This is a genomic window from Candidatus Pantoea persica (assembly GCF_013753875.1).
GTDB lineage: Bacteria > Pseudomonadota > Gammaproteobacteria > Enterobacterales > Enterobacteriaceae > Pantoea > Pantoea persica.
The window spans coordinates 94,849-119,400 of sequence record NZ_SMDS01000019.1; the positions used below are offsets into that span (position 1 = coordinate 94,849).

At 59.8% G+C, this 24,552-nt stretch carries 15 protein-coding genes and 15 pseudogenes; 18 read left to right on the plus strand and 12 right to left on the minus strand.

The features are described from left to right. Window positions 1–52: 52 nt before the first annotated feature. The 7 genes and pseudogenes from EIO60_RS11115 to grxB all read right to left on the minus strand — a co-directional run. A pseudogene (locus EIO60_RS11115) lies at window positions 53–548 on the minus strand (FAD-dependent oxidoreductase); the annotation flags it as partial. A gap of 97 nt (window positions 549–645) precedes the next feature. Continuing rightward, a pseudogene (gene bssS / locus EIO60_RS11120) lies at window positions 646–899 on the minus strand (biofilm formation regulator BssS). Window positions 900–1,134: 235 nt separating this feature from the next. Continuing rightward, window positions 1,135–1,404: a hypothetical protein gene (locus EIO60_RS11125; RefSeq protein WP_258576834.1), complete on the minus strand. Its 270-nt coding sequence runs from the start codon at window positions 1,402–1,404 to the stop codon at window positions 1,135–1,137. A gap of 178 nt (window positions 1,405–1,582) precedes the next feature. Then, window positions 1,583–1,795, minus strand: coding sequence for a DinI-like family protein (locus tag EIO60_RS11130; protein ID WP_258576835.1), 213 nt, complete (start codon window positions 1,793–1,795; stop codon window positions 1,583–1,585). Between the two features lie 75 nt (window positions 1,796–1,870). Next, window positions 1,871–2,917, minus strand: coding sequence for a dihydroorotase (gene pyrC / locus EIO60_RS11135; protein ID WP_258576836.1), 1,047 nt, complete (start codon window positions 2,915–2,917; stop codon window positions 1,871–1,873). A gap of 154 nt (window positions 2,918–3,071) precedes the next feature. After that, on the minus strand, window positions 3,072–3,635 hold the full coding sequence (locus EIO60_RS11140) for a lipoprotein (protein ID WP_258576837.1): 564 nt from the start codon (window positions 3,633–3,635) through the stop codon (window positions 3,072–3,074). 108 nt (window positions 3,636–3,743) lie between these two features. Beyond that, window positions 3,744–4,339 (minus strand): annotated as a pseudogene (grxB, locus tag EIO60_RS11145) (glutaredoxin 2). Between the two features lie 236 nt (window positions 4,340–4,575). Between grxB and rimJ the strand changes: the two are divergent. The 4 genes and pseudogenes from rimJ (at window position 4,576) to murJ (ending at window position 7,815) form a co-directional block, all read left to right on the plus strand. Beyond that, window positions 4,576–5,113: pseudogene (rimJ, locus tag EIO60_RS11150) on the plus strand (ribosomal protein S5-alanine N-acetyltransferase). A 13-nt stretch (window positions 5,114–5,126) separates the two neighbouring features. Beyond that, window positions 5,127–5,732, plus strand: a complete 606-nt coding sequence (locus tag EIO60_RS11155; protein ID WP_258576838.1) for a YceH family protein — start codon at window positions 5,127–5,129, stop codon at window positions 5,730–5,732. Between the two features lie 26 nt (window positions 5,733–5,758). Beyond that, complete coding sequence (locus EIO60_RS11160; protein ID WP_258576839.1) at window positions 5,759–6,166, plus strand: Gfo/Idh/MocA family oxidoreductase; 408 nt, start codon at window positions 5,759–5,761, stop codon at window positions 6,164–6,166. Between the two features lie 110 nt (window positions 6,167–6,276). Next, the gene (gene murJ / locus EIO60_RS11165; protein ID WP_258576840.1) at window positions 6,277–7,815 is read left to right on the plus strand and encodes a murein biosynthesis integral membrane protein MurJ; all 1,539 of its coding nucleotides are present in this window, start codon (window positions 6,277–6,279) and stop codon (window positions 7,813–7,815) included. A gap of 43 nt (window positions 7,816–7,858) precedes the next feature. Here murJ and EIO60_RS11170 read toward each other — a convergent pair. Both EIO60_RS11170 and flgA read right to left on the minus strand, forming a co-directional pair. Then, a pseudogene (locus EIO60_RS11170) lies at window positions 7,859–7,966 on the minus strand (flagellar biosynthesis protein FlgN); the annotation flags it as partial. A 156-nt stretch (window positions 7,967–8,122) separates the two neighbouring features. Then, window positions 8,123–8,755 (minus strand): annotated as a pseudogene (gene flgA / locus EIO60_RS11175) (flagellar basal body P-ring formation chaperone FlgA). 153 nt (window positions 8,756–8,908) lie between these two features. Between flgA and flgB the strand changes: the two are divergent. The 9 genes and pseudogenes from flgB to flgL all read left to right on the plus strand — a co-directional run. After that, window positions 8,909–9,124 (plus strand): annotated as a pseudogene (flgB, locus tag EIO60_RS11180) (flagellar basal body rod protein FlgB); the annotation flags it as partial. Between the two features lie 2 nt (window positions 9,125–9,126). Then, window positions 9,127–10,039, plus strand: a pseudogene (locus EIO60_RS11185) (flagellar hook protein FlgE); the annotation flags it as partial. Between the two features lie 20 nt (window positions 10,040–10,059). Beyond that, window positions 10,060–10,826 (plus strand): annotated as a pseudogene (locus tag EIO60_RS11190) (flagellar basal body rod protein FlgF). A gap of 15 nt (window positions 10,827–10,841) precedes the next feature. Beyond that, window positions 10,842–11,610, plus strand: a pseudogene (gene flgG, locus EIO60_RS11195) (flagellar basal-body rod protein FlgG). 62 nt (window positions 11,611–11,672) lie between these two features. After that, window positions 11,673–12,381 (plus strand): annotated as a pseudogene (locus tag EIO60_RS11200) (flagellar basal body L-ring protein FlgH). Between the two features lie 74 nt (window positions 12,382–12,455). Beyond that, a pseudogene (locus EIO60_RS11205) lies at window positions 12,456–13,486 on the plus strand (flagellar basal body P-ring protein FlgI). Window positions 13,487–13,488: 2 nt separating this feature from the next. Further along, window positions 13,489–14,418, plus strand: coding sequence for a flagellar assembly peptidoglycan hydrolase FlgJ (flgJ, locus tag EIO60_RS11210; RefSeq protein ID WP_445082598.1), 930 nt, complete (start codon window positions 13,489–13,491; stop codon window positions 14,416–14,418). 122 nt (window positions 14,419–14,540) lie between these two features. Beyond that, a pseudogene (locus EIO60_RS11215) lies at window positions 14,541–15,074 on the plus strand (FlgK family flagellar hook-associated protein); the annotation flags it as partial. A 16-nt stretch (window positions 15,075–15,090) separates the two neighbouring features. Then, window positions 15,091–16,038 (plus strand): annotated as a pseudogene (gene flgL / locus EIO60_RS11220) (flagellar hook-associated protein FlgL). A 150-nt stretch (window positions 16,039–16,188) separates the two neighbouring features. Here the strand turns inward: flgL and EIO60_RS11225 are convergent. After that, the gene (locus EIO60_RS11225) at window positions 16,189–16,608 is read right to left on the minus strand and encodes a GNAT family protein (RefSeq protein WP_374058176.1); all 420 of its coding nucleotides are present in this window, start codon (window positions 16,606–16,608) and stop codon (window positions 16,189–16,191) included. 99 nt (window positions 16,609–16,707) lie between these two features. After that, window positions 16,708–19,866 carry a ribonuclease E gene (gene rne / locus EIO60_RS11230; RefSeq protein WP_258576841.1) on the minus strand — a complete coding sequence of 1,053 codons (3,159 nt, stop codon included), beginning with the start codon at window positions 19,864–19,866 and terminating at the stop codon, window positions 16,708–16,710. A 574-nt stretch (window positions 19,867–20,440) separates the two neighbouring features. Between rne and rluC the strand changes: the two genes are divergently transcribed. Then, window positions 20,441–21,397, plus strand: a complete 957-nt coding sequence (gene rluC, locus EIO60_RS11235) for a 23S rRNA pseudouridine(955/2504/2580) synthase RluC (protein ID WP_258576842.1) — start codon at window positions 20,441–20,443, stop codon at window positions 21,395–21,397. Window positions 21,398–21,410: 13 nt separating this feature from the next. On the opposite strand, the gene EIO60_RS11240 is transcribed toward rluC, so the two are convergent. After that, window positions 21,411–21,995: a Maf family protein gene (locus EIO60_RS11240; protein WP_258576843.1), complete on the minus strand. Its 585-nt coding sequence runs from the start codon at window positions 21,993–21,995 to the stop codon at window positions 21,411–21,413. Between the two features lie 97 nt (window positions 21,996–22,092). On the opposite strand from EIO60_RS11240, the pseudogene EIO60_RS11245 reads away from it, so the two are divergent. The 4 genes and pseudogenes from EIO60_RS11245 to EIO60_RS11260 form a co-directional block, all read left to right on the plus strand. Further along, window positions 22,093–22,335: pseudogene (locus EIO60_RS11245) on the plus strand (YceD family protein); the annotation flags it as partial. Between the two features lie 15 nt (window positions 22,336–22,350). After that, a complete protein-coding gene (gene rpmF, locus EIO60_RS11250) occupies window positions 22,351–22,521 on the plus strand; it encodes a 50S ribosomal protein L32 (protein ID WP_258576844.1) in 171 nt (56 codons plus the stop codon). 24 nt (window positions 22,522–22,545) lie between these two features. Beyond that, on the plus strand, window positions 22,546–23,586 hold the full coding sequence (gene plsX, locus EIO60_RS11255) for a phosphate acyltransferase PlsX (RefSeq protein ID WP_258576845.1): 1,041 nt from the start codon (window positions 22,546–22,548) through the stop codon (window positions 23,584–23,586). Continuing rightward, a complete protein-coding gene (locus EIO60_RS11260) occupies window positions 23,587–24,540 on the plus strand; it encodes a beta-ketoacyl-ACP synthase III (protein ID WP_258576846.1) in 954 nt (317 codons plus the stop codon). It begins immediately after the preceding gene. Window positions 24,541–24,552: the final 12 nt, after the last annotated feature.

The window sequence follows — 24,552 nt, forward strand, 5'->3', positions numbered from 1 at the left end:
TCGCACGTTTTGGCTTCAAATATCGCACGCCGCATCAGCTTGCGCATCGGCTGTCCGCCGTCACCACCTGCTGCAGCTCGCCGTTGCGGCCGATTTCCGAGACGCCGCAGTTAAACAGCCGGGCGCGGCCCGCCCGCTCGGCCAGCACGATCCAGCTGCGCACCGCCTGTTCGCAGCGCAGGTAGCCCGACTGCGGTTCATACACGCCGATATAGCCGTCAGGCACGCTGATTTGCGGCCAGCGCTGGCGCACCTCGTCCGTCTGCAGAATTTGTACCTTTAGCTTCCAGGCCTGCGCGCTTTCAATCACGTTGTGGATAAAAGTCCGACTGCATCGGTGCAAGGTTAATAATGCCGCTGCAATGCATGATGCGCTCGCCCTCGCCATAGGTGTGACGGATAAGACGCGTTTCGCCATGGTGCGTCCCCTCGCTGTGCAGCGGATGGCCGCTGTCGATCATCAGCACCGACAAGCCCGCCTGGGTCGCGTAAAAGCCCGCCGCGGTGCCTACGGAACCGCAGCCCACCACTATCAGGTCATAACTCATTGAATCAGAACTCCCGAAAGCCGTTACACGCCCAGCAGCATAACAGAATCAGAAATGAAAAAGGCACCCCTGAGGGTGCCCGTTTGCCTGGCTGAGGTTAATGTTTTGACTGATAACGCTCAATCAGCTCAGCCGATTTGCTCTTGGCAATGCCAGCTTCGAGAATAGAGATAAATTGCCTCGCCACGTCTGTTGTCAGTCAGCAGGTTGGTCCGACATCGGCTTCTTCTTCTTTTAATCCTGCGATGAGAGTGAATGAAAGCGGATCATCATGGCGTCGTAGCTGTCTACAGTACTGATATCCCGGCCCATCAGCGGATGGGTCTGAATAACGTCTTTATTTCTGTCTATTATAACATCTTATTACTCGTTAAACGAAGTGCATATTAAAGTTCAATGCGGTTTTTTTATCCAGTAGCGGGACAATTATAACAGAAAGTTATGTTCTCACCGACGAAAAAATGCGGTGAGCGCAAAACAAGCAATATATTCGCAGTTAAAACCCGTATACAGGGAAAATAAAATGCCTGAGGATGTCAGGCAGTTTAGGAAATAACGGCGCGGTGCATATTAGGGCGAAAAAATATCAGGACGCAGGCTCGACGGGTGGCACGGCTGCGGGCTTCTGCAGCGCCTGCGCCAGGCGGGCAAAGTGCTGTTGCAGCTGCTCGTCATGGTTTTGATTTTGCGCTTCCAGCGTCAGATGGTGCACCAGCAGCTGGCCGGCGCGCTCGTCGAGACAAAAGGTCAGGCTGGAAAAGGCGCTCTCCAGCACCGTCAGGCGACGCTGCTGCTCGCCGATCAGCGCCAGCAATTCACCAAAGTTCATCGCCTCTTCCGGATTGTCAGTCATCATTTCGTCGCACCTCTTGTAAAAGATCTCGCGCGCAAGAATCGGCGATTGATTGATCAGAGTCTAGATGCAGTAAAATGTTATCGCGAGGGGAGTAGAGGAGAAAAAAGCCGGATGGCGACACCCGGCAAAAACTGCGCAGTGGCGGTTAATCGGTAATAAACCAGTCGTCAGCACTTTCCTAGGTTTCCTGCAGAATATCGCTGATGCGATCGTGCGTCTCTTTATCGCCGCCCAGCACGCTGAGCTGGTTTGCAGTGGCATAGCGCACCTTGACGTGGTTCTGGCCGTCGGGAAATTCTTCATCGATACGGTGGGAGAGTTCCGCCGTCAGCGCTTCCATCACGCCCGAAGGCAGTGGGGATGTTTTGGCAACGGTAATTTCAACACGCATGGCGGCCTCCGGTTTAGATACTGTGTATATTTACAGAATTAAGCGGCCGGAGGCAAGCGAAAGCGTCGTTGACGGTTACGCTTTGACGCGCCAGTTTAGCGTTTCGCCGGCGAGGAACGGCACCAGCGCGTGCTCGCCCATGCTAATGCTCTCTTCAACCTGCCAGGGTTCACGCACCAGCGTGATGCGATCCTCATTGAGCGTCAGGCCGTAGAAGCGCGGACCGTTCTCGGAGCAGAAGGCTTCCAGATACGCTAGCGCCCCCAGCTCTTCGAACACGGTGGCGTAGGCGGGCAGCGAGGTAGGCGCGTTGAACACGCCGGCGCAGCCGCAGCTGGCCTCCTTGATATGACGCAGGTGCGGCGCGGTGTCGGTGCCGAGGAAGAAGCGCGGATGGCCACTGGCCACGATCTGACGCAGCGCCTCCTGATGCACGTTGCGCTTCAGGATCGGCAGGCAGTAAAGGTGTGGCCGCACACCGTCCGCCAGCATATGGTTACGGTTGAACATCAGATGCTGCGGCGTAATGGTGGCGCCCAGCAGTTCATTACCCGCCTCGACGTACTGCGCCGCTTCGCGGGTAGTGATGTGCTCAAAGACCACCTTCAATGCCGGATACTGGCGGCGCAGCGGCTCCATCACGCTGTCGATAAAGCGCGCCTCGCGGTCGAAAATGTCGATCTCGGCGTGGGTCACTTCGCCGTGGATCAGCAGCGGTATGCCCATCTCTTCCATGCGCGCCAGCACGCCGCTGATGGAGGCAATATTGGTCACGCCGTGGCTGGAGTTGGTGGTGGCGTGCGCCGGATAGAGTTTGGCGGCGGTAAAGACGCCGGCGCTAAAGCCACGCTCAACCTCATCGGCGTCGAGCGAATCGGTAAGATAGCAGGTCATCAACGGGGTAAAGCGGTGCCCGGCGGGCAGCGCGGCCAGAATACGCTCGCAGTAGGCGACGGCGGCGGCGACGCTGGTCACCGGCGGCACCAGGTTGGGCATCACGATAGCACGTCCGTTGACCGCGCTGGTGTAGGGCAGGACGGTGCTGAGCATGGCGTCATCGCGCAGATGGATATGCCAGTCGTCAGGGCGGCGGATAGTGAGTTGCTGAGAGTGTGCAGTCATCAGTGAAGCTCCGGCTAGTCAGGAAACGTAAAGGCGCGTTTTGGCCGAGTACCAAGGATAAGGCGTCGGGCAACCGTTTACACTTCTTTTCTTGTAGGACAGGCAACGGGCGTGACGCGCAGGGAGAGAGAAAGGCGAAGGCAACGCCGCGGCGTTATTGCGTAAAGTGAATAACCAGCTCGCCGGGCTTCACTTCCAGCCCTTTAGCGAATCGCTTCGCCAGCGCCTCGGCCTTGCTGCGATCGGTGCTCAGCACCCAGGCGGGCCGCTGATTGAAGTAGCTCTTCAGCGACTGGTTGAGATAGGGCGTCAGGGTTTTCACCAGCGCCGCCGTTTTCTCCGGCTGGACCTGCGCATCGACAATCTCCAGATCGCGCAGAAAAATCGCGCCCTGCTGCGCGTCATACACCGGCTGCGCCCGCATTTTCAGCTGCATATCCGCTTCCTGCGGGTCAAACAGCGAGGTGACGTTAATCTTCGCGTTGCCGGTCAGGGTGACCTTGCTCGGCTCCTCGCGGCCTATCTGGCTGCTGAGATTGGTCAACAGAATATGGGCGTTAACTAGGCCGGCCACGCCGATATCTTTTTCATAATTGTTTTGCTTCGCCAGCGCCTGATTCACTTCCTGCTCGCTGATGGTGTACTGCGTCAGTTTGCTGCAGCCGCTAACTAGCACGGCAAAAAACAGGGCGGTCAGCCCGAAAAATACCTTCTTCATTGTGTCCTCATCCAGAATGGCGCTGTCGCGGAACACAGGGTGCCTGAATGCGGCGGAGGTGTCATTAAGAAGGCGATGAGAAACGCTGCGCGCCTCTCATCGCGGCGGTCAGCTGGCGACCGAGGAGTGCAGGTTAACCTGGGTCTGCTTGGCCATGTTGTTGCGGTAGTCGGCGACGCGGCTGGGCCAGCCGATGCCTGCCACCAGCGTCAGCGAGTGCAGCAGCGGAAATAGGTTAATATCATCTTCCGACAGCTCGCCGCTAATATTTTTGATAAAGCCGGGCGCATGGCGCTTCAGCTCGGCGAAATCGCCGATAGCGGCCTCTTTTTTGCTGCAAAGTAGTCGCGCGCCTGCGGCGTGGCAAACTCCGCGAACGCGGCGTCGGCAATACGCGGCGGCAGCAGCTTGTTGACATAGCCGTTAACGCGGCGCAGCCAGTCGGTGATTGCGGGATTGGTCTTGCCGGTCAGCAAGGGCTCGCCGTCGCTTTTATCGATAAAGCGCACGATACTGAGGCTTTCCGCCATCGCGCTGCCGTCATCCTTTTGCAGAACAGGCGCCATCTTCTGGCCAATCAACTTTTTCGGCGTCGCTTCGTCATCGTTCAGCATGACGACAAGCTCTACTGGCAGGTTTTTCAGGCCGAAAATCATGCGCGCTTTCACATAGAAGGGGCAGTGGTCGTAGATGTAGAGTTTCATCCCGGTCTCCTTGTTGGGTCAGGGCAACGGGCGTCATCCTGTTGAGGACGAGCCGAAAGTATGGAAGAGAGTGGCAAGCAAGGCAAACCGGCGCGGCCTATGCCGGAATGTGAAATGAAATTAAGGCGCTTGCGGCGATATGTTAACGAATATTTTACCGATGCGGGGGCGGCGGTTATAGTGAAGGCCATGTTGTTGGCACCGCGCTCTCAGAGCCTTTGAATTCAGGAGTCATGATGTTTGGCTATCGTTCTGCCGCGCCCAGGGTGCGATTAACCACCGACCAGCTGGTGGTGCGTCTGGTTCACGAACGCGACGCCTGGCGGATTACTACGCCGAAAACCGCGCGTTCCTCAAACCCAGGGAGCCGGTGCGCGACGAAAGCCACTGCTACCCGTAGGGCTGGCAGGCGCGGCTGGGGCTGGGGCTGAGCACCGATATGCACAAAAGTGGCTCCGCCTACTACTTTGTCGTGATGGCTCCCGAAGAGAGCGAAATCCGCGGCGTGGCGAACTTCAGCAACGTGCTGCGCGGCTCTTTCCACGCCTGCGATCTCGGCTACTCGCTGGGGGAAAAGTGGCAGGGGCAGGGACTAATGTTCGAGGCGTTGCAGAGCGCGATCCGCTATATGCCGCATAACCAGCTCAGCTGGCGCGCCTCGGCTTCGAGAAAGAGGGTTATGCGAAAGATTACTTACTGATTGACGGTCGCTGGCAGGATCACGTGCTGACCGCGCTGACCAGCCAGGAGTGGGTGCCCGATCGGCGCAACTAACAGGAAGAAAGTGATGAAAATGGCGCTTTCGCCGCTGGCGTTGCGTATTCTTGGCTGCCTGCTGGAAAAGCAGGTTACCACCCCGGAGCAGTATCCGCTTTCCCTTAATGCCGTGGTGGTTGCCTGCAACCAGAAGTCGAACCGCGAGCCAGTGATGAACCTCACCGAGAGCGAGGTGCAGAACGAGCTGGATCGGCTGGTAAAGGCGCACCTGGTTACCGCCAGCAGCGGCTTCGGCCAGCGCGTGGTGAAATATGAGCAGCGCTACTGCAATTCGGCATTTGGCAACCTGCAGCTCAGCAGCACCGAAGTCGCGGTGCTGACGCTGCTCTTCCTGCGCGGCGCGCAAAAGCCAAGCGAGCTGCGCACGCGCAGCGGCCGGCTGCACGACTTCGCTGACGTGGCGGAAGTGGAAGCCACGCGGGCTGACCTGGCAGAGCGGGAAAGGGTGGCGCGACTGCCGCGCGAGCCTGGCAAACGCGAGAGCCGCTACACCCATCAGTTTGGCGACGAGTCAGCGGCCGCCGAGGCGGAGACGCCGCTGGAGGATAACAGCGATCTCAGCGCGCGCGTCGCCGTGCTTGAGCAGTCGCTCTCTGCGCTACAGGCGCTGGTGTAAACGCTGCTGCATATAAGGAGGATAAGATGACATTACGCATTGGCGTTGTCGGGCTGGGCAGCATTGCGCAGAAAGCTTGGCTGCCGGTAATGGCGCTGGCGGAGAAGCGCGGACGTCGGCTGATGGTCGGCTTCAACCGCCGCTTCGCGCCGCGCTACCAGCAGCTGCGGCAGGCGATGCCGCAGGCCGAAAGCCTGCGAATGGAGAAGCACCGCAGCGATAGCGTCGGCCCGCAGGATCTGCGCTTTACGCTGCTTGATGATTATCTGCACGTTATCGATACCCCCCTGTGGCTGGCTGGCTGGCTGGCTGGCGGTGCGGCGCACCATTTTATCCAGTGCGTGCAAAAGACGATGCCTGAAACCAGTGGCGAACAGGCGCTGCTGGCGCAGCGCGTGGTGGAAAAACTGTGGCGTGAGGCGGAGAAGGAATAACGCCTTGTAACATTCCGCGCTGGTCATTTCCCGCCGTGCCAGTAGACTATCGCCGGGCGCCCGCGCTACGTAGCGCCTTTTGCCGACTCTTTTCAGGACGCGCGCCAATTATGAATCTGTTGAAATCGCTGGCAGCGGTCAGTTCCATGACCCTGTTTTCCCGCGTATTGGGTTTTGCCCGTGACACCATTGTGGCGTGGGTGTTCGGCGCCGGGATGGCCACGGACGCCTTTTTCGTTGCCTTCAAGCTGCCGAATCTGCTGCGGCGTATCTTTGCCGATGGCGCCTTTTCCCAGGCCTTTGTGCCGATCCTCGCCGAGTACAAAAGCAAGCAGAGCGAGGAGGCGACCCGGTTGTTCGTCGCCTATGTCTCCGGCTTGTTGACGCTGTCGCTGGCGCTGGTAACGGCGGCGGGCATGATCGCCGCTCCCTGGGTAATCCTCGTCACCGCGCCCGGCTTCGCCGACACCGCCGACAAGTTCGCCCTGACCAGCGCGCAGCTGCGCGTCACCTTTCCCTATATCCTGCTGATCTCGCTGGCGTCGCTGGCGGGCGCCATCCTCAACACCTGGAACCGCTTTTCGGTGCCTGCCTTTGCGCCGACGCTGCTCAATATCAGCATGATCGGCTTCGCGCTGTTCGCCGCGCCGCACTTTCATCCGCAGGTGATGGCGCTGGCCTGGTCGGTGGTGGCGGGCGGCGTGCTACAACTGTTTTATCAGCTGCCGCACCTGAAGAAGATAGGTATGCTGGTGCTGCCGCGCATCAACCTGAAGGATGCGGGCGTCTGGCGCGTGATGCGGCAGATGGGACCGGCGATCCTCGGCGTATCCGTCAGCCAGATCTCGCTGATTATCAACACCATCTTCGCCTCGTTTCTCGTCTCCGGCTCGGTTTCCTGGATGTACTACGCCGATCGCCTGATGGAGTTTCCCTCCGGCGTACTGGGCGTGGCGCTGGGCACCATCCTACTGCCGTCGCTGGCGAAGAGCTTTTCCAGCGGTAACCACGACGAATACTCGCGCCTGATGAACTGGGGACTGCGCCTCTGCTTTTTGCTGGCGCTGCCGAGCGCGGTGGCGCTGGGCATTCTCTCCGGCCCGCTGACCATCGCCCTGTTTCAGTACGGCAAGTTCAGCGCCTTTGACGCGCTGATGACGCAGCGTGCGCTGATTGCCTACTCGGTGGGACTGATGGGGTTGATTGTTGTCAAGGTGCTGGCGCCGGGCTTCTACTCGCGTCAGGACATTAAAACGCCGGTGAAGATCGCCATGATCACCCTGCTGATGACTCAGCTGATGAACCTGGCCTTTATCGGCCCACTGAAGCACGCCGGCCTGTCGCTCTCTATTGGCCTCGCGGCTTGCCTTAATGCCGCACTGCTCTACTGGCAGCTGCGTAAACAGCAGATTTTCCAGCCGCAGCCGGGCTGGGCGGGCTTTTTACTGCGCCTGCTGATTGCGGTGGTGGTGATGGCGGCGGCGCTGGTCGGCATACTTTACCTGATGCCCGCCTGGGAACAGGGCAATATGCTATGGCGGCTGCTGCGTCTGGCGGCGGTGTGTGCGGTCGGCGGCGTCGCTTACTTCCTGACGCTGGGTGTGCTCGGCTTCCGTCCGCGCGACTTCGCGCGCCGGGCGCACGCGTAACAGCACAAAAAAATCCCGCGTGATACGCGGGATTTTTTAAAACCTTCCGGCTCAGCGTCGCCTGGCCTTTGCCCAGCCCGTCCGGGCTGTAAAACGCCTGCATCTGGTGCGGTTTAAGCACCGTCAGCGCCTCTTCGGTAAAGCGAATCTGTTGATTAGCACGGTTGTGACCGGCTTCAGAGGTTGCGTTCTGTCGATGCTCATATTCGGGCTCCTGTAAGGTCAGGGGAAACTGCCACCTGAATCAGAATAGTGTAATCGCTTTATTGATTTCTCTATCGGCAGAACAGCTGCGTTCTTTAGCGCCTTATAGCGATATCAGAATATTCCCATCCGCATCGACTTTACCGCTTACCACCTGACCGTTGCCCATGCGCACGCGCACCGACTGCGCGTGCGTGGCGTTGTTGAGCGCCTTGCCTTCGCCGCTGGCGATAACCATCACGTTTTGACCCGCCTTGACGCGCCACGGCTGGCGCACCATCGACAGCGTCACCGGCTGCCCCGGCGGAATATCGCACAGCACCACTGCGTCGGCGACCAGTTCTACGTGGTAGCGCGCGCGGGCAGGCAGCGTATCGAGGCGCCCGCTCTGCAGGCGAAAATCGTCGGCGCTAACGGTGGCACCGCGCGCCAGCAGGCGCTTCGCCACCAGATAGTGGCCGGTCACCTGCACCTGCAGAAAGCGCCGCGTATCGCCGCAGCTGGCGGCCACGCTGAGCAGGCCCCACAGGCGGCTGTTGCCCGGCAGGGAAAACTGCGGTGCTTCGCAGTTGGGCTACTGCACCTGCGGCGTCTTGATCGCTACCGTCATCCCCGCCGCATGCTGTGCGTCACAGGCCTGAAAAAAGTGCGTCAGCTGGGCAGGCAGATCGGCGGCGCTGGCGGGCAGGGTGGCCAGCGCCAGCAGGCCGACCAGCAGGGCTGTAATTCTGGTAATGAAAAGACTCCTTGCTGCTGTTGGCGACGAGTGTTCTCCCGGCGCGCAAAAATCAAGACGAAAATAGCCGCAATTTTTGCTGCTATTCAGACGATAGCCCTTGTTTTTCTCCAATTAAGCTGTCCGCTCGAAATTCTCATTCGCGGAGGAAGCATGCTCGACAAACTGGATGCTGCGCTGTAATTCGGCACTGAAGCTCTCAATCTGCATGCGCAACGCCAGGAGATCCTGGCGTCAAACATCGCCAACGCCGATACCCCAGGCTATCAGGCGCGATATATCGACTTTGCCAACGAGCTCTGTCGGGTAATGAAAAACGTCCGCGCTGAAGGCAGCGGCATGGCACTGAAGGTGACCTCGCCGCGCCATACTTGGTGAACACCCAGGGGCTGACAGTGACCGGCTATCCGTTCAGCGGCACGCCGCCGACCGTGCAGACCGGCGCCAATCCGGTAGCGCTGAGCATTCCGACCACCCAGATGTCGGCGCGCGCCACTACCACCGCGACCCAGGTGGCGAACCTTAACTCCACCAGCACCGCGATTTCCGCCGCCAAGACCTTCATGCACCAGCGATGTCGACAGTTACAACGAAAAGCACCATGACGGTGTATGACTCGCAGGGTAACGATCACACCCTCGACATATACTACGTCAAAACCGCCGACAATGAGTGGACGGTGCATGCGATGGACTCCACCACCGGCACCAGCGCGGGCGACTTTACCATGTCGTTTAACAGCGACGGCAGCCTGGTCGGCATCAACGGCACCGCGGACACCAGCATTAACCTGACCATCAACGGCTCTAACGGCGCGGCGGCGGCTCAGCCCATCACGCTGAGCATGCTGGGCAGCCTGCAGCAGAACACCGTCACCACCTCTTTCGGCAACCCGACCCAGGATGGCTACGCGCCGGGCGACCCGACCAGATACGCCATTAACGACGACGGCACCATTACTGGCACCTACAGCAACCAGCAAACCCAGCTGCTGGGCCAGATCGTGCTGGCTAGCTTCTCTAACCCGGAAGGGCTGCAGTCGGAAGGCGACAACGTCTGGTCTGCCACCAGCTCCTCCGGCCAGGCGGCTGTGGGCATTGCGGGCATCGGCACCTACGGTTCGCTGACCGCTGACCGCTGACCGCTGACGCGCTGGAAGCGTCGAACGTCGATATGAGTCAGGAACTGGTGAACATGATCGTGGCGCAGCGCAACTATCAGGCGAATGCCCAGACCATCAAAACCCAGGATCAGATCCTCAACACGCTGGTTAACCTGCATTAATTCACTAACGGGATTGCTTTATGGATCACGCGATATATACCGCGATGGGCTCGGCCAGCCAGACGCTGGATCAGCAGGCCGTCACGGCCAGCAACCTTGCCAACGCCTAGACGCCGGGCTTTCGCGCGCAGCTCAAAGCGCTGCGCGCGGTGCCGGTCAACGGCTGCTCGCTGCCGACGCGCACCTTGGTAGCCGCCTCCACGCCGGGGGCGGATATGAGCCAGGGCGCGATGAACAGCACCGGGCGCACGCTGGATGTGGCGGTGGGCGAAGATGGCTGGCGGTGCGCACCGCTGAAGGCAGCGAGGCCTACACCCGAAACGGCAAAATGCAGATCAGCGCCACTGGCATCCTGACCATCTAGGGCAATCCCGTCATGGGCGATGGCGGCCCCATCGCGGTGCCGCAGGGCGCGGAGCTGACAATTGCCACCGACGGCACCATCACCTCACGCAACGCGGGCGACGCGCCGAACGCCACGGTGCAGATCGGCAGGCTGAAGCTGGTGAAAGCCACCGGCAAAGAGCTGCAGCGCGATGACGACGGCATGTTCCGTCCGACGCAGCAGGCGCAGGCGCAGGCGCAGGCGACGCGCGACGCGACGCTGGGCAACGACGCGACCGTGCAGGTGATGCCGGGCGTGCTGGAGGGCAGCAACGTCAAGCCGGTGGAAACCATGGTCGATATGATCGTCAACGCCCGACGTTTCGAGATGCAGGTGAAAGTCATCACCAACGTCGATGAAAACGAGCAAAAAGCCAACCAGCTGCTCAACATGAGCAGCTAAGGCCGAGGAAATCCGATGATTCGTTCTCTATGGATCGCTAAGACCGGTCTTGACGCCCAGCAAACCAATATGGACGTCATACTCTAACAACTTGGCGAACGTCAGCACCAACGGCTTTAAGCGTTTGCGCGCGGTATTTGAAGATCTGATTGTACCAGATGCTGCGCCAGCCCGGCCCCCAGTCCTCCGAGCAGACCACGCTGCCGTCGGGCCTGCAGATCGGTACCGGCGCGTCCGGTGACCACCGAGCGTCTGCATACCCAGGGCAACCTGTCGCAGACCAGCAACTCCAAAGACGTGGCGATCAACGGCTAGGGCTATTTTGAAGTGCAGCTACTGGACGGTACCTCCGCCTATACCCGCGACGGTTCGTTCTAGGGGGATCAGAACGGCCAGCTGGTGAACAACGCCGGCTATCCGGTACAGCCGGGTATCACAATTCCGGCTAACGCCACCAGCATCACCATCTCGCGCGACGGCGTGGTGAGCATGACTCAACAGGGACAAACCAACCCGGCGCAAGTGGGGCAGCTGACCATCAGCACCTTTATTAAACGACGCTGGCCTCGACAGCATGGGCAAAAACCTTTACCAGGAAACCCAGGCGTCAAGCACGCCGGGCCAGAACGGCGCGGGCCTGCTCTATCAGGGCTATGTGGAGACCTCCAACGTTAACGTGGCGGAAGAGCTGGTCACCATGATCCAGACGCAGCGCGCCTATGAGATCAACAGCAAGGCGATCAGCACCTCCGATCAGATGTTGCAGAAGTTAACCCAGATTTAATCAGGTCATCAGGGCCAGCGCAGGCTGGCCTGAAGTCAACACATGTATAAGGTTGTGACTCCGTGGCGAAGCAACTGAATTTAAAGCTTGGACATTGGTTAGTGGCGTCTCTGCTGCTGACCCTTAATGTTGTGCGTTAGTGCCGCGCACGCCGCTGGTGTAAGACGCAACCATGGCACAGTCGCTGCCTTCCGCGCCGCCGGTGGTCAACGGCTCTATTTTTTAGGGCGTCGCGCCGCTGAACTACGGCTATCAGCCGCTGTTCGAGGATTGTCTTCCGCGCAATATCGGCGATACACTCACTATTATGCTGCAGGAGAACGTCAGCGCCAGCAAGAGCTCTTCCGCCAACGCCACGCGCGACGGCATCGCCAGCTTCGACCTCGACGCCATTCCTACCGTCCTGGCCGGCCTGGTAGGCACCGACGGCGCGAAAGCCAACCTCGGCGCCAACGGCAACAACGATTTCGCTGGCAAAGACGGCGCCACCGCCAACAATACCTTCATCGGTACCATTACCGTCCCGCCAACCAGGTGCTGTCGAACGGCAACCTGCGCGTGGTCGGCGAGAAGCAGATTGAGATCAACCAGGGCACGGAATTTATCCGCTTCTCCGGCGTCGTCAATCCGCACACCATCAGTGCCAGTAACTCGGTGCTGTCGACTGCGGTGGCCGATGCGCGCATCGAGTATGTTGGTAACGGCTATATTAACGAAGCGCAGACCATGGGCTGGTTCCAGCGTTTCTTCCTGAACATCGCGCCGATGTAATGAGGTCATGATGAAGAGTATTAAAAGTTTACTGCTCGGCCTGAGCCTGACGTTCGGCCTGTGCCTCGGACCGCATTTGCGACCTGACTACGGTGCAGGGCGTGCGCGACAACCAGCTGATCGGCTACGGCCTGGTGGTAGGACTGGACGGCACCGGCGACCAGACCACCCAGACACCGTTCACCACGCAGACCGTCAGCAATATGCTCTCCCAGATCGGCTCACCGTGCCGCAGGGCACCAATATGCAGCTGAAAAACGTGGCGGCGGTAATGGTGACGGCGCAGCTGCCCGCCTTCGCCCGCCAGGGACAGACCATCGACGTGGTGGTCTCCTCGCCCGGCAACGCCAAAAGCCTGCGCGGTGGCACGCTGATCATGACGCCGATGAAAGGGGTCGATAACCAGGTCTACGTGCTGGCGCAGGGCAATATTCTCGTCGGCGGCGCGGGCGCGGCGGGTGGCAGCAGCGTGCAGGTCAATCAGCTTAACGGCGGCCGCATTACCGGCGGCGCTACGGTGAAGCGCGAGCTGCAGAGAAATTGCGGCAGCCAGAATATTCTTAACCTGCAGCTGAGCCGGGACGATTTCTCGATGGCGCAGCGTATCGCCGACGCCAACAACGGACGCGGCGGCTACGGCGTAGACACGGCGCTCGACGCGCGTACCGTACAGGTGCGCGTCTCGCCCAATAACAGCTCGCAGGTGCACCTGCTGGCACAGATTCAGGATATCGACGTCGCCATTCCGATCTAAGACGCCAAAGTGGTCATTAACTCGCGCACCGGTTCGGTGGTGATGAACCGCGAAGTGACGCTCAGCACCTGTACGGTGGCGCAGGGTAACCTGTCGGTGACCGTCAACCAATCGCAGAACGTCAGCCAGCCGAATATGCCGTTTGGCGGCGGTCAGACGGTGGTGATACCGCAAACGCAGATCGGTCTGCGCCAGAGCGGCGGCGCGCTGCAGCGCGTCAGCGCCAACGCCAACCTCAATAATGTGGTGCGCGCGCTCAATGCGCTTGGCGCCTCGCCGATTGAGCTGATGTCGATTCTGCAGTCGATGGAGAGCGCGGGCTGCCTGCGCGCGAGGCTGGAAATTATCTGACGATGGATACGCAATCGCTGATGAACGCGGCCTATGACAGCCGCGCCTTAAACGACCTGAAGCGCGAGGCGAGCACCGATCCGAAAGGCAAGGCGCTGCAGGTGGCGAAACAAGTCGAGGGGATGTTCGTGCAGATGATGCTGAAAAGCATGCGCGAGGCGCTGCCGCAGGACGGCATCTTCAGCAACGAATCGACACAAAATGTTCACCTCGATGTACGATCAGCCGATTGCGCAGGTGATCGGCAAGCGCGGGCTCGGCATGGCCGATCTGATCCTCAAGCAGATGCAGCCGGCGCAGGCGCCCGACGAGCGCGCGGCACCGTGCCGATGCCGCTCGACGAGAGCTTAATCTACAGCGCGGCGGCCTCCAGCCAGCTGGAGCAGATGGTGCGTAAGGCACTGCCGCGCCTGCCGGTTTTGCCAGCGAACATGCCAACCGACAGCAGCGAATTTATTGTCCAGCTGACGCTGGCGGCCTGCGCCGGCAGCGGCATTTCGCACCATCTGATTCTGGCGCAGGCGGCGCTGGAGTCGGGCTGGGGCCAGCGTCAGATCCTGACGCGCGACGGCAAGCCGAGCTACAACGTCTTTGGCATCAAGGCGAGTGGCAACTGGAAGAGCGAAACCACCGAGATCATGACCTCGGAGTATGAGCAGGGTGAGGCGAAGAAGGTACACGCCAGCTTCCGCGTCTACCACTCCTATTTCGAGGCGCTGAACGACTACGTCCAGCTGCTTACCAATAACCCGTGCTACGCCGCTGTGACCAGCGCCCAGAGAGCCGAGTTGGGGGCACACACGCTGCAGGCAGCAGGCTACGCCACCGATTCGAAATATGCACAAAAGCTGGTGGGAATGATCCAGCAATTCAAAAGCATGAATGAAAAAGTCTTTAAAGCCTATAGCAAAAATTTAAACGATCTCTTCTGATTTTTATAACCTCAAGTTTCACTTAAGCGCGCCGATAACAGAGTCAAATGCCAGAAGCCTGTTATCCTTGGCGGCTGCACCGATGACTGCCAGCCCGGTTAACGGGAAAGAAAGGAACCGAGATGTCCAGCATAATAAATTCAGCGATGAGTGGACTGAGCGACGCGCAGGCGGCGCTTAGCACCACCAGCAACTACACGGTGGCGGGCTATTCGCGTCAGACGATCCTGATGTCGTAGGCGAATAGCACGCTGCAGGGCAGCAGTTACTACGGCAACGGCGTCAACGTCACCGGCGTGCAGCGCGAGTATTACGAGTTCATTACGGCGCAGCTGCGCAACTCCAGCGCTACCTACAGCGCGGTAAACACCCAGTATTCGCAGATTTCCAACATTGACGATCTGCTCTCGACCTCGACAACCAGCCTGTCCACCTCGATTCAGAGCTTTTTCACCAACCTGCAGAACGTGGTGAGCAACGCGGACGATCCGTCGGCGCGCCAGTCGATGCTGAGCTACGCCCAGGGTCTGGTAAATCAGTTCCAGACTACGGCGCAGTATCTCACCAATATGTAGAGCAGCGTGAATACCGACATCACCTCCAGCGTCGATCAGATCAATACTTACACCAGCCAGATCGCCGATCTCAACAAGCAGGCGACTCAGTACCAACATGATCTTTAACCAGCAGGTGCACGGGATCACCGATTCGCAAACCTCCTGGCCGAAAGTCGGCGAGCAGCTCTCCAGCGGCGGCCGCGTCAACAATCCGTCAGACGATCCGATCGCCGCGTCGCGTTCGGTGGTGGTGGCGCAGAGCCAGGCGCAGAGCAGCTAGTACGCGCTGGCGCGCACCTTCACCACCCAGGGACTGTAGTCGGAAGAGAACACCCTGACCAGCGTCACCAGCTCCATCCAGGACGCGCAAACGCTGATCGTTTACGGTTCAACCGGCACGCTGAGCGATGACGACCGCAACTCTATCGCCACTCAGCTGGAGGGCATCCGCTCGCAGCTGCTCAACCTGGCGAACAGCAAGGACGGCAACGGACGCTATATCTTTGCCGGCTATAAAACCGACAGCGCGCCGTTTGTAGATAACGGCAGCGGCGCGGTCAGCTATGTGGGCGGTACGGATGCCATTACGCAGAAGGTGGACACCAGCCGCACTGTGACCGTAGGGCATACCGGCGACGACATATTTATGTCGATTACCGGCAACGCCACGCAGGATCCGGACGGCAGCGCCAGCGAAACCAACCTGTTCAATATGCTCGACAGCGCCATCGCCGCGCTGAAGACGCCGCAGGCGGATGCTGATGACGCCACCAAACAGGCGTTTTAGGACGCTGTGGATAAAACCAACCGCGGCCTCGGCAACTCTCTGAACAACGTGCTGACCGTGCGCTCGGAGATCGTCACCCAGCTCTCCGAACTTAGCACGCTGGACAGGTAGGGCGACGATCGCGACGTGATCCTCAGCACCGAAATGAGCAACCTGGTCGACGCCGACCACACCTCGGCAATTTCCAGCTACACCATGCAGCAGACGGCGCTGCAGGCGGCCTATAAGACCTTTAGCGATATGTCGCAGATGTCGCTGTTCCAGATCAACAGCTAACAGAAACGTTATTCGAGCATGCCTGAACCGGACATGCTTATTTTGTCACACGATCCTGACCGGCTTCGTGGGATTTTTTTTACCTGCCGTTCGGGCTAGAGCGTCAGACGCATCTCGACACAGCGCAGCCTGGCCTGCGCCAGCGCGGAGTTATAGTCGGCGTAGCGCACCATGCTGAAGCCGTGGCGCTGATAAAACCGCTGCGCGTTTGGGCGTGGAGGATAGGTTGAGCTGCGACAGGCCGCGCCGGCGCGTCTCGCGCACGATCGCAGCGATAATCAGGCCGCCAGCGTCTCGGGCGCTCCACGCCGGCAGGGTGAAGATCGCCTCCACGTTGCCGGACGCCGGCACCAGAAAGCCGGTGGCCACCGGGCAATCCTGCGCGTCTACGGCGACAAAAAAAGGATTATCCAGGATTGTCTGGCGGTAGCTGGCGGGCATCTGCTTCGGCGTCTGGGTGGCAATAACCGTCTCGCTGTAGCTGCTACGGCAGCCATAGCGGATCGCCTGATTTCTGATCGCCGAGCATCTTTCCGCCTCTTCGGCGCGAGCCTCTCTGATCTGCATCATCCTCTCCTGTTTCGTCACGGGTATCCGCAGCAGCATGCCTGAGCAACAGGCATAAAAAAACCCCGGTTCGCCGGGGTTTTGCTGGCTTAAGTCGCGCGTTTAGACACTGTCGGGGCGGGTTGCCGGGGCGGTGGCCTGATGGCTGGCGCTGTGGCCGCCTGCAGCACCTTTGCCCTTAAAGGCGAACGGCGAACGCACCCAGTCGCTGTGGCGTGCCGGCTCCGGCTGCCAGATCGGCGCTGGCGCTTTGGTCATCGGCGCCGAGGCGTGATGGGTGTAGCGCACGGCGGCCATCTCCTGCGGCGCGACGTCGCGTGCCGGTACCGGCGCATGCGGCTCGCTGGTCAGCAAGGGCGTGCTCTCCGCTGCAACCGGCGTCTTCAGCACCTCTTCAACCTGCGCTTCTGCTTCCGGCGTCACGTCGTGCACGGCTTCAGCGGCGATGCTGGCGGCCACAGGGGCTTCCTCGGTTAGCGCCACTGGCGTCTCGTCGACGATGGGCGCGGCGGGTACCGCCTGCGCGGCGATCGCTTCCGCTTTTGCTTCGTCGGCGGCCGGGATCACGGCGGGCTCATGGTTGACCGGCGCGTCGATCGGCGTCGTGTCGTCGACGTTAACCAGCGTCACCGGCGTTTCTGCCTGCGGCTCTGCGTCGTGCACGGCGTCAGCCGCCTGCGGTTCAACCTCGTGCACCGTTTTAGCCGGCGCGTTAGTGGCTGGCGCGGCGTGCGCATCAACGTTGTGTGCGACCTCAGCTGTCTGAGGTGCAGCTTCCGCAGCGGCGACCGGCAGAGCGATAGCGCCTGCGGTTTCCGGCAGCGTCTTTTCCTGCGTCTCGTTCAGTGCGGTCTGACTTTCCACCGGCTGGGCGACCGGATAGTGCACCCAGACTTTGCCTGAGGCCATTTCCGGGGACGCCGCGGCGGCCGCCAGCGGCATTGCGGACTCGGTCGGGTAGCGTTCGTCGCGGTAGCGACGGCGACGCTGACCGCTGACGCGCAGGTGGCGCGGCGAACGGCGCGAACGACGCGGCATACTGCCGTTATCGCGGCTTTCGGCCTCTGGCTGCGGCTCGACCGCGTCCGACGGCGCGCTCTCGCCGCCGATGCGCACTTTCTGCGCCAGCTGACGCGGCTTGCGACGCGGCATAACCTGAACGCGCTCTTCTTCCTGCGCTTCCGGTGTTTCCGCTACCTCTTCAACCGGCTGCTCAACCGCTTTCGCCACTTCCAGCTGCGCGCGCTTCTCTTCCTGACGACGGCGCTGACGCTCGGCGCGCTGTTCGCGACGCTGCTGCTGCTCTTCACGCTGTTGACGCGCTTCGTCGCTCAGTACGGCGCTGCGCTCTTCGCGCGGCTCGCGGTCTTCACCGTTGCGCGGCGTGCGCTTGCGGCGGTTATTGCTGCGACGATCGCCGCGCTCTTTCGCGCCACTCTCGCTCTCTTCGCTGCTCACGGTTGGCTGCTGTGGCGTCACTTCTTTGGCTTTCGCTGGCGCTGTCTCGCTGCTGCCGAACAGCTTTTTCAGCAGGCGGCTGAAGAAGCCACCGCTGCTGGCGGCAGCAGGTGCGGCAGAGGCCGCAGGCTTCGCTGCCGGCTGCGGCTCGGCCACCGGTTTCTCAACCGGCGTTTCGGTCGGCATCGGCAGCGCGTCAGGCATGACAAACGCGGCCAGCGCAGGCTGCTCCGGACGACGACGCTCGGCGTGCTCCTCTTCCGACGGCATCGCCATTTCTGCTTCGTGCAGCTTCGGCAGGTGATAGCTGAGGGTCTGCGTCTCTTCGCCTTTGCGCACGCGCAGCACGGAGTAGTGCGGGGTTTCCATACGATCGTCCGGCACGATAATCGCGCGGACACCGCCCTGGCGCTTCTCAATCGCATTCACCGCTTCGCGTTTTTCGTTCAGCAGGTAGGAGGCGATCTGCACCGGCACGATGGCCTGCACCTCTTTGGTGTTGTCTTTCAGCGCCTCTTCTTCAATCAGGCGCAGAATTGACAGCGACAGCGATTCATTGTCGCGGATGGTGCCGGTGCCGCTGCAGCGCGGACAAACGTGATGGCTCGACTCGCCCAGCGACGGGCTGAGGCGCTGACGCGACATCTCCAGCAGGCCGAAGCGCGAGATATGGCTTATCTGAATGCGCGCGCGATCCTGACGCACCGCTTCGCGCAGGCGGTTTTCCACCGCACGCTGGTGACGTACCGGCGTCATGTCGATGAAGTCGATAACGATCAGACCGCCGAGGTCGCGCAGGCGCAGCTGGCGCGCGATCTCATCGGCTGCTTCGAGGTTGGTGTTGAACGCCGTCTCTTCGATATCGCCGCCGCGCGTGGCGCGCGCCGAGTTGATGTCGATGGCGGTCAGCGCCTCGGTGCTGTCGATAACGATAGAGCCGCCAGAAGGCAGGCGCACTTCGCGCTGGAAGGCGGACTCGATCTGCGATTCAATCTGGTAGTGGCTGAACAGCGGGATTTCGCCGGTGTAGAGCTTGATCTTGCTGCTGAAGTCCGGACGACCCAGTGCGGCGATATGCTGGCGCGCCAGCTCCAGCACTTTCGGGTTGTCGATCAGGATCTCGCCGATGTCCTGGCGCAGATAGTCGCGGAAGGCGCGGACGATAACGTTGCTTTCCTGATGGATCAGGAAGGGCGCAGGGCGGTTTTCCGCCGCTTTCTTGATCGCTTCCCAGTGCTTCATGCGGAAGCTGAGATCCCACTGCAGCGCCTCGGCGGATTTGCCGACTCCGGCGGTGCGCACGATCAGTCCCATGCCGTCCGGCAGCTCCAGCGAAGAGAGCGCCTCTTTCAGCTCGGTGCGGTCGTCTCCTTCGATACGGCGCGAAATGCCGCCGGCGCGCGGATTGTTCGGCATCAGTACCAGATAGCTGCCCGCCAGCGAAATAAAGGTGGTCAGCGCTGCGCCTTTATTGCCGCGCTCTTCTTTATCGATCTGGACGATAACTTCCTGACCTTCGCGCAGCACGTCTTTAATATTGGGACGGCCTGGTGCGTTATAGCTGGCGGGAAAGTATTCGCGGGAGATTTCTTTAAGAGGGAGAAAACCGTGGCGCTCAGCGCCGTAATCGACAAACGCAGCTTCAAGGCTAGGTTCAATGCGGGTGATTTTACCTTTATAGATGTTGGCTTTTTTCTGTTCGTGTCCGGGACTTTCAATATCCAGATCGTACAGACGTTGTCCATCAACCAAGGCAACGCGCAACTCCTCCTGCTGAGTTGCATTGATTAACATTCTTTTCATCGTATCTGACTCGTTATTCTCACATGAGTGATTAAAGCTGCGGGCATAGTTACCCTGGACGAGTATTGACCGATGGCCCCGTGACTAAGTGCTTTACGTCAACCTCCCGGTTGTCGACTGCGCGAGGGGCGCAAATAACGTCGGTGGCCTGTTTTTCATAAGGAAAAACAGCGCCGTTGCGTTGAAATGCCTGAGAGAGATTTAAAACTCCTACATCCCAACATTTCGTCCAGGCCGTAACCCGCAGCCCGCTAAGTGCCTGAATTTACATTACGTCTTACGCCATTGCTGCGTGTGCGTTTCATCCGGCAAAATGACTAATTCGCTCTTTTTCTGGCCTGAAATTCAGCAGACAAGAAACTCAAGCATTATTCCATCGCTAACCTTCATATAGCAAGGCGACTTTTACCGCCTGATAAAGATTAGTGACGCTTAACATCTTAATATGTCGGACGATTAAGCGGGTTGCTGAAAAAGCCAGCGCACGCTGCGCTTTCTCGCGCGACAACAAGAGGAGAGTTAAGCACAGAAAAAGGGGTAGCGCTATCACAGCACACTATTTAGAATCGTCGCCATGAAAACTGAGAATCCCGGCGTACAACTTGTCGCCATTTCGGCTGAAAATGCCGGACAACGCATCAATAACTTTTTGCGCACCCAGCTGAAGGGTGTGCCGAAAAGTATGATTTATCGCATCCTGCGTAAAGGTGAGGTGCGGGTGAATAAAAAGCGCATCAAGCCAGAATATAAGCTGGAGGCGGGCGACGAGGTGCGCATTCCGCCGGTGCGCGTCGCGGAACGCGAAGAGCAGGCCGTTTCGCCGAAGCTGGAAAAGGTCGCCGCGCTGGCGGAAGCGATCGTTTATGAAGATGACCATATTCTGGTACTGAACAAGCCGTCCGGCACCGCGGTGCACGGCGGCAGCGGTCTGAGCTTCGGCGTGATCGAAGGGCTGCGCGCGTTGCGTCCGGAGGCGCGCTTCCTTGAGCTGGTGCATCGCCTCGACCGCGACACCTCTGGACTGCTGCTGGTGGCCAAGAAGCGCTCGGCGCTGCGCGCGCTGCACGAGCAGCTACGCGAGAAAGGGATGCAGAAAGATTACCTGGCGCTGGTGCGTGGCAGCTGGCCGTCGCACCTGAAAGTGGTGCAGGCGCCACTGCTGAAAAACATTCTGCAAAGCGACGAGCGCTTGGTGCGCGTCAGCAGTGAGGGCAAGCCTTCGGAGACGCGCTTCAAGGTTGAAGAGCGTTTCGCCTTCGCCACGCTGGTGAAGGCGAGTCCGGTGACCGGCCGCACGCACCAGATCCGCGTGCACACGCTGCACGCCGGTCATCCAATCGCCTTTGACGATCGCTACGGCGAGCGCGAGTTTGACAGTCAGCTGGCCGCCACCGGCCTGCGCCGTCTGTTCCTGCACGCCGCCGCCTTGACCTTCACCCATCCCGGCAGCGGCGAAATCCTGCGGCTGGAAGCGCAGCTCGACGAGGCACTTAAGCATTGTCTGCAGGCGCTGCGCCAGCAGAAGGCCTGATCGCCGGTCGGCATTACCCCAGCGGGTTGATGCCGACCGACCGCAACATCGCACCGAGCGCAATCAGCGGCAGTCCCACCAGCGTATTGGGATCGCGTCCCTCCAGCCGTTCAAACAGGCAGATCCCCAGCCCTTCGCTTTTAAAACTCCCGGCGCACTGCAAAGGCTGCTCCTTCTCTATATAGCTGCGAATCTCTTCGTCGCTGAGATCGCGGAAATGCACCACAAACGGCTCGCAGCACTGCATCAGCCGCTGGCTGCGCGGATGGTAAAGCGCCAGACCGGTATAGCAGGTGATGGCGTTGCCGCTCGCCTGGCGCAGCTGTGCAAAGGCGCGCGCCGGCGTATGCGGCTTGCCGGTAATCGCGCCGTCCAGCACGCAGACCTGATCGGAGCCGATAATCCAGCTGTCGGGATAGGCTGCGGCCAGCGACTGCGCTTTCGCCACCGCGAGGCGCGTCACCAGCGTGTCGGCTGCCTCTTGCGCGCGGGGCGTTTCATCTGCGTCAGGCGCGGCGGTAATAAAAGGCAGGCCTAATTTACTTAATAACGCTTGGCGGAAGGGTGAGGTTGAGGCTAAAACAAGAGAGTCAGGCATTTTTTCACAATAGTAATAGCGAATTGGTGACACTCATTTTAAACTGTGTGCCGCACTGGATGCGAATAGCGGGCGAAAGATGCTGTTCAATGGCCTTCCTGTCTCAAGCGATGAGCAGGCTGAGGCACTGCCGGAAGCCTACGAGCCGGTCGATTTTGGCGAAATCGATATGCTGGCGGTGATCGAGGATGAGCTCATTCTCCTCGCCCTGCCGGTCGTTCCGGTGCATGATTCTGAACACTGTGAAGTGTCCGAGGCGGACATGGTCTTTGGCAAATTGCCTGCAGAGGCAGAAAAACCAAACCCATTTGCCGTATTAGCCAGTTTAAAGCGTAAGTAATTAGGAGTAAGGTCCATGGCCGTACAACAGAATAAACCCACCCGTTCTAAGCGTGGTATGCGTCGTTCGCATGATGCGCTGACCACTGTAACTCTGTCTGTAGATAAAGTTTCTGGCGAAACGCATCTGCGTCACTACATCACCGCGGATGGCTACTACCGCGGTCGCAAGGTTATCATCAAATAAGACTGCGCTTAGCAAGGCGATACCTTGACACGTTTGACCCTGGCAGTTGATGCCATGGGCGGGGACTTCGGTCCCCGCGTGACAGTGCCTTCAGCATTGCAGGCACTGGCTTCTCATTCGCATCTCGATCTTCTTCTGGTCGGAATTCCCGACACTATCACTCCATTGCTTGCCAAAGCGGATCCCTTCTTAGTGGGACGTTTGCAGGTTATTCCTGCGGAATCGGTTATTGCAAGTGATGTTCGCACCTCGCAGGCGATCCGCAACAGCCGCGGCAGTTCGATGCGCATCGCGCTGGAACTGGTAAAAGAGGGACGCGCGCAGGCCTGCGTCAGCGCCGGTAACACCGGGGCGCTGATGGGGCTGGCGAAGCTGCTGATTAAACCGCTGGACGGCATTGAACGCCCGGCGTTGATGACCGTGCTGCCGCATCAGCAGCGCGGCAAAACGGTAGTGCTGGATTTGGGCGCCAACGTCGACTCGGACAGCGACATGCTGGTGCAGTTCGCCGTGATGGGCGCGGTGATGGCGGAAGAGGTGCTGGGCACCGATCGTCCGCGCGTCGCGCTGCTCAATATTGGTCAGGAAGAGACCAAGGGGCTAGAGAGCATACGCGCGGCGGCCAGCGTGCTGAAAGCAGCCGAGGAGATTAACTTTATCGGTTATATGGAAGGCAACGACTTGCTGACTGGCAAAACCGACGTGCTGGTATGTGACGGATTCGTCGGTAACGTCACGCTGAAAACCATGGAAGGCGTGGTAAGAATGTTTCTTTCTCTGCTGAAGTCGTCAGGGGAAGGTAAAAAACGGTCATGGTGGCTGATGCTGCTGGGGCGCTGGATACAGAAACGACTGGCGCAGCGCTTTGGACACCTCAACCCCGACCAGTACAATGGCGCTTGTCTGTTAGGATTGCGCGGAACAGTGATCAAAAGCCACGGCGCGGCGAATCAACGCGCCTTTGCCGTGGCGATAGAGCAGGCAGAGCAGGCGGCGCGACGGCTGGTTCCCGAACGAATCGCCGCGCGCCTTGATGCTGTATTAGCCAGGAGTGACAAAGCCTAGATGTTTACCAAAATTATCGGTACGGGCAGCTATTTGCCTGAGCAGGTGCGCACCAATGCGGATCTGGAAAAAATGGTGGAAACTACGGACGAGTGGATTGCCACCCGTACCGGCATTCGCGAGCGCCGTATTGCCGCGCCGGAAGAAACCGTTGCCAGCATGGGCTTCGCCGCCGCGCAGCGCGCGCTGGAGATGGCGGGCGTCGACGCGAATGACATTGGGCTGATTATCGTCGCCACGACCTCATCCAGCCACGCCTTCCCCAGTTCAGCCTGCATGATCCAGCAGATGCTGGGCGTTAAAGACTGCGCCGCGTTCGATCTCGCGGCCGCCTGCGCGGGTTTTACCTACGCCCTGAGCGTCGCTGACCAGTACATTAAAAACGGCGCGGTTAAACAGGCGCTGGTGATTGGCTCTGACGTGCTGGCGCGCACCCTCGATCCGAACGATCGCGGTACCATCATTCTGTTTGGCGATGGCGCGGGCGCTGTGGTACTGGGCGCAAGCGAAGAGCAGGGCATCATCTCTACTCATCTGCACGCCGACGGCCGTTACGGTCAGCTGCTGACGCTGCCCTATCAGAACCGCGCGCAGCAGGATGAGCCGGCCTATCTCACCATGGCTGGCAACGAAGTCTTCAAGGTCGCCGTGACTGAACTGGCGCACATCGTCGACGAAACCCTGCAGGCGAATAATCTCGACCGCGAAATGCTCGACTGGCTGGTACCGCATCAGGCCAACCTGCGCATCATCAGCGCAACGGCGAAAAAACTGGGGATGGGCATGGATAAAGTGGTGGTGACGCTCGATCGCCACGGCAATACCTCGGCCGCCTCGGTACCTTGCGCGCTAGACGAAGCCGTGCGCGATTGCCGTATCAAACCCGGACAACTGATTCTGCTGGAAGCCTTTGGTGGCGGGTTCACCTGGGGCTCCGCACTGGTTCGCTTTTGATTCACAGGAACT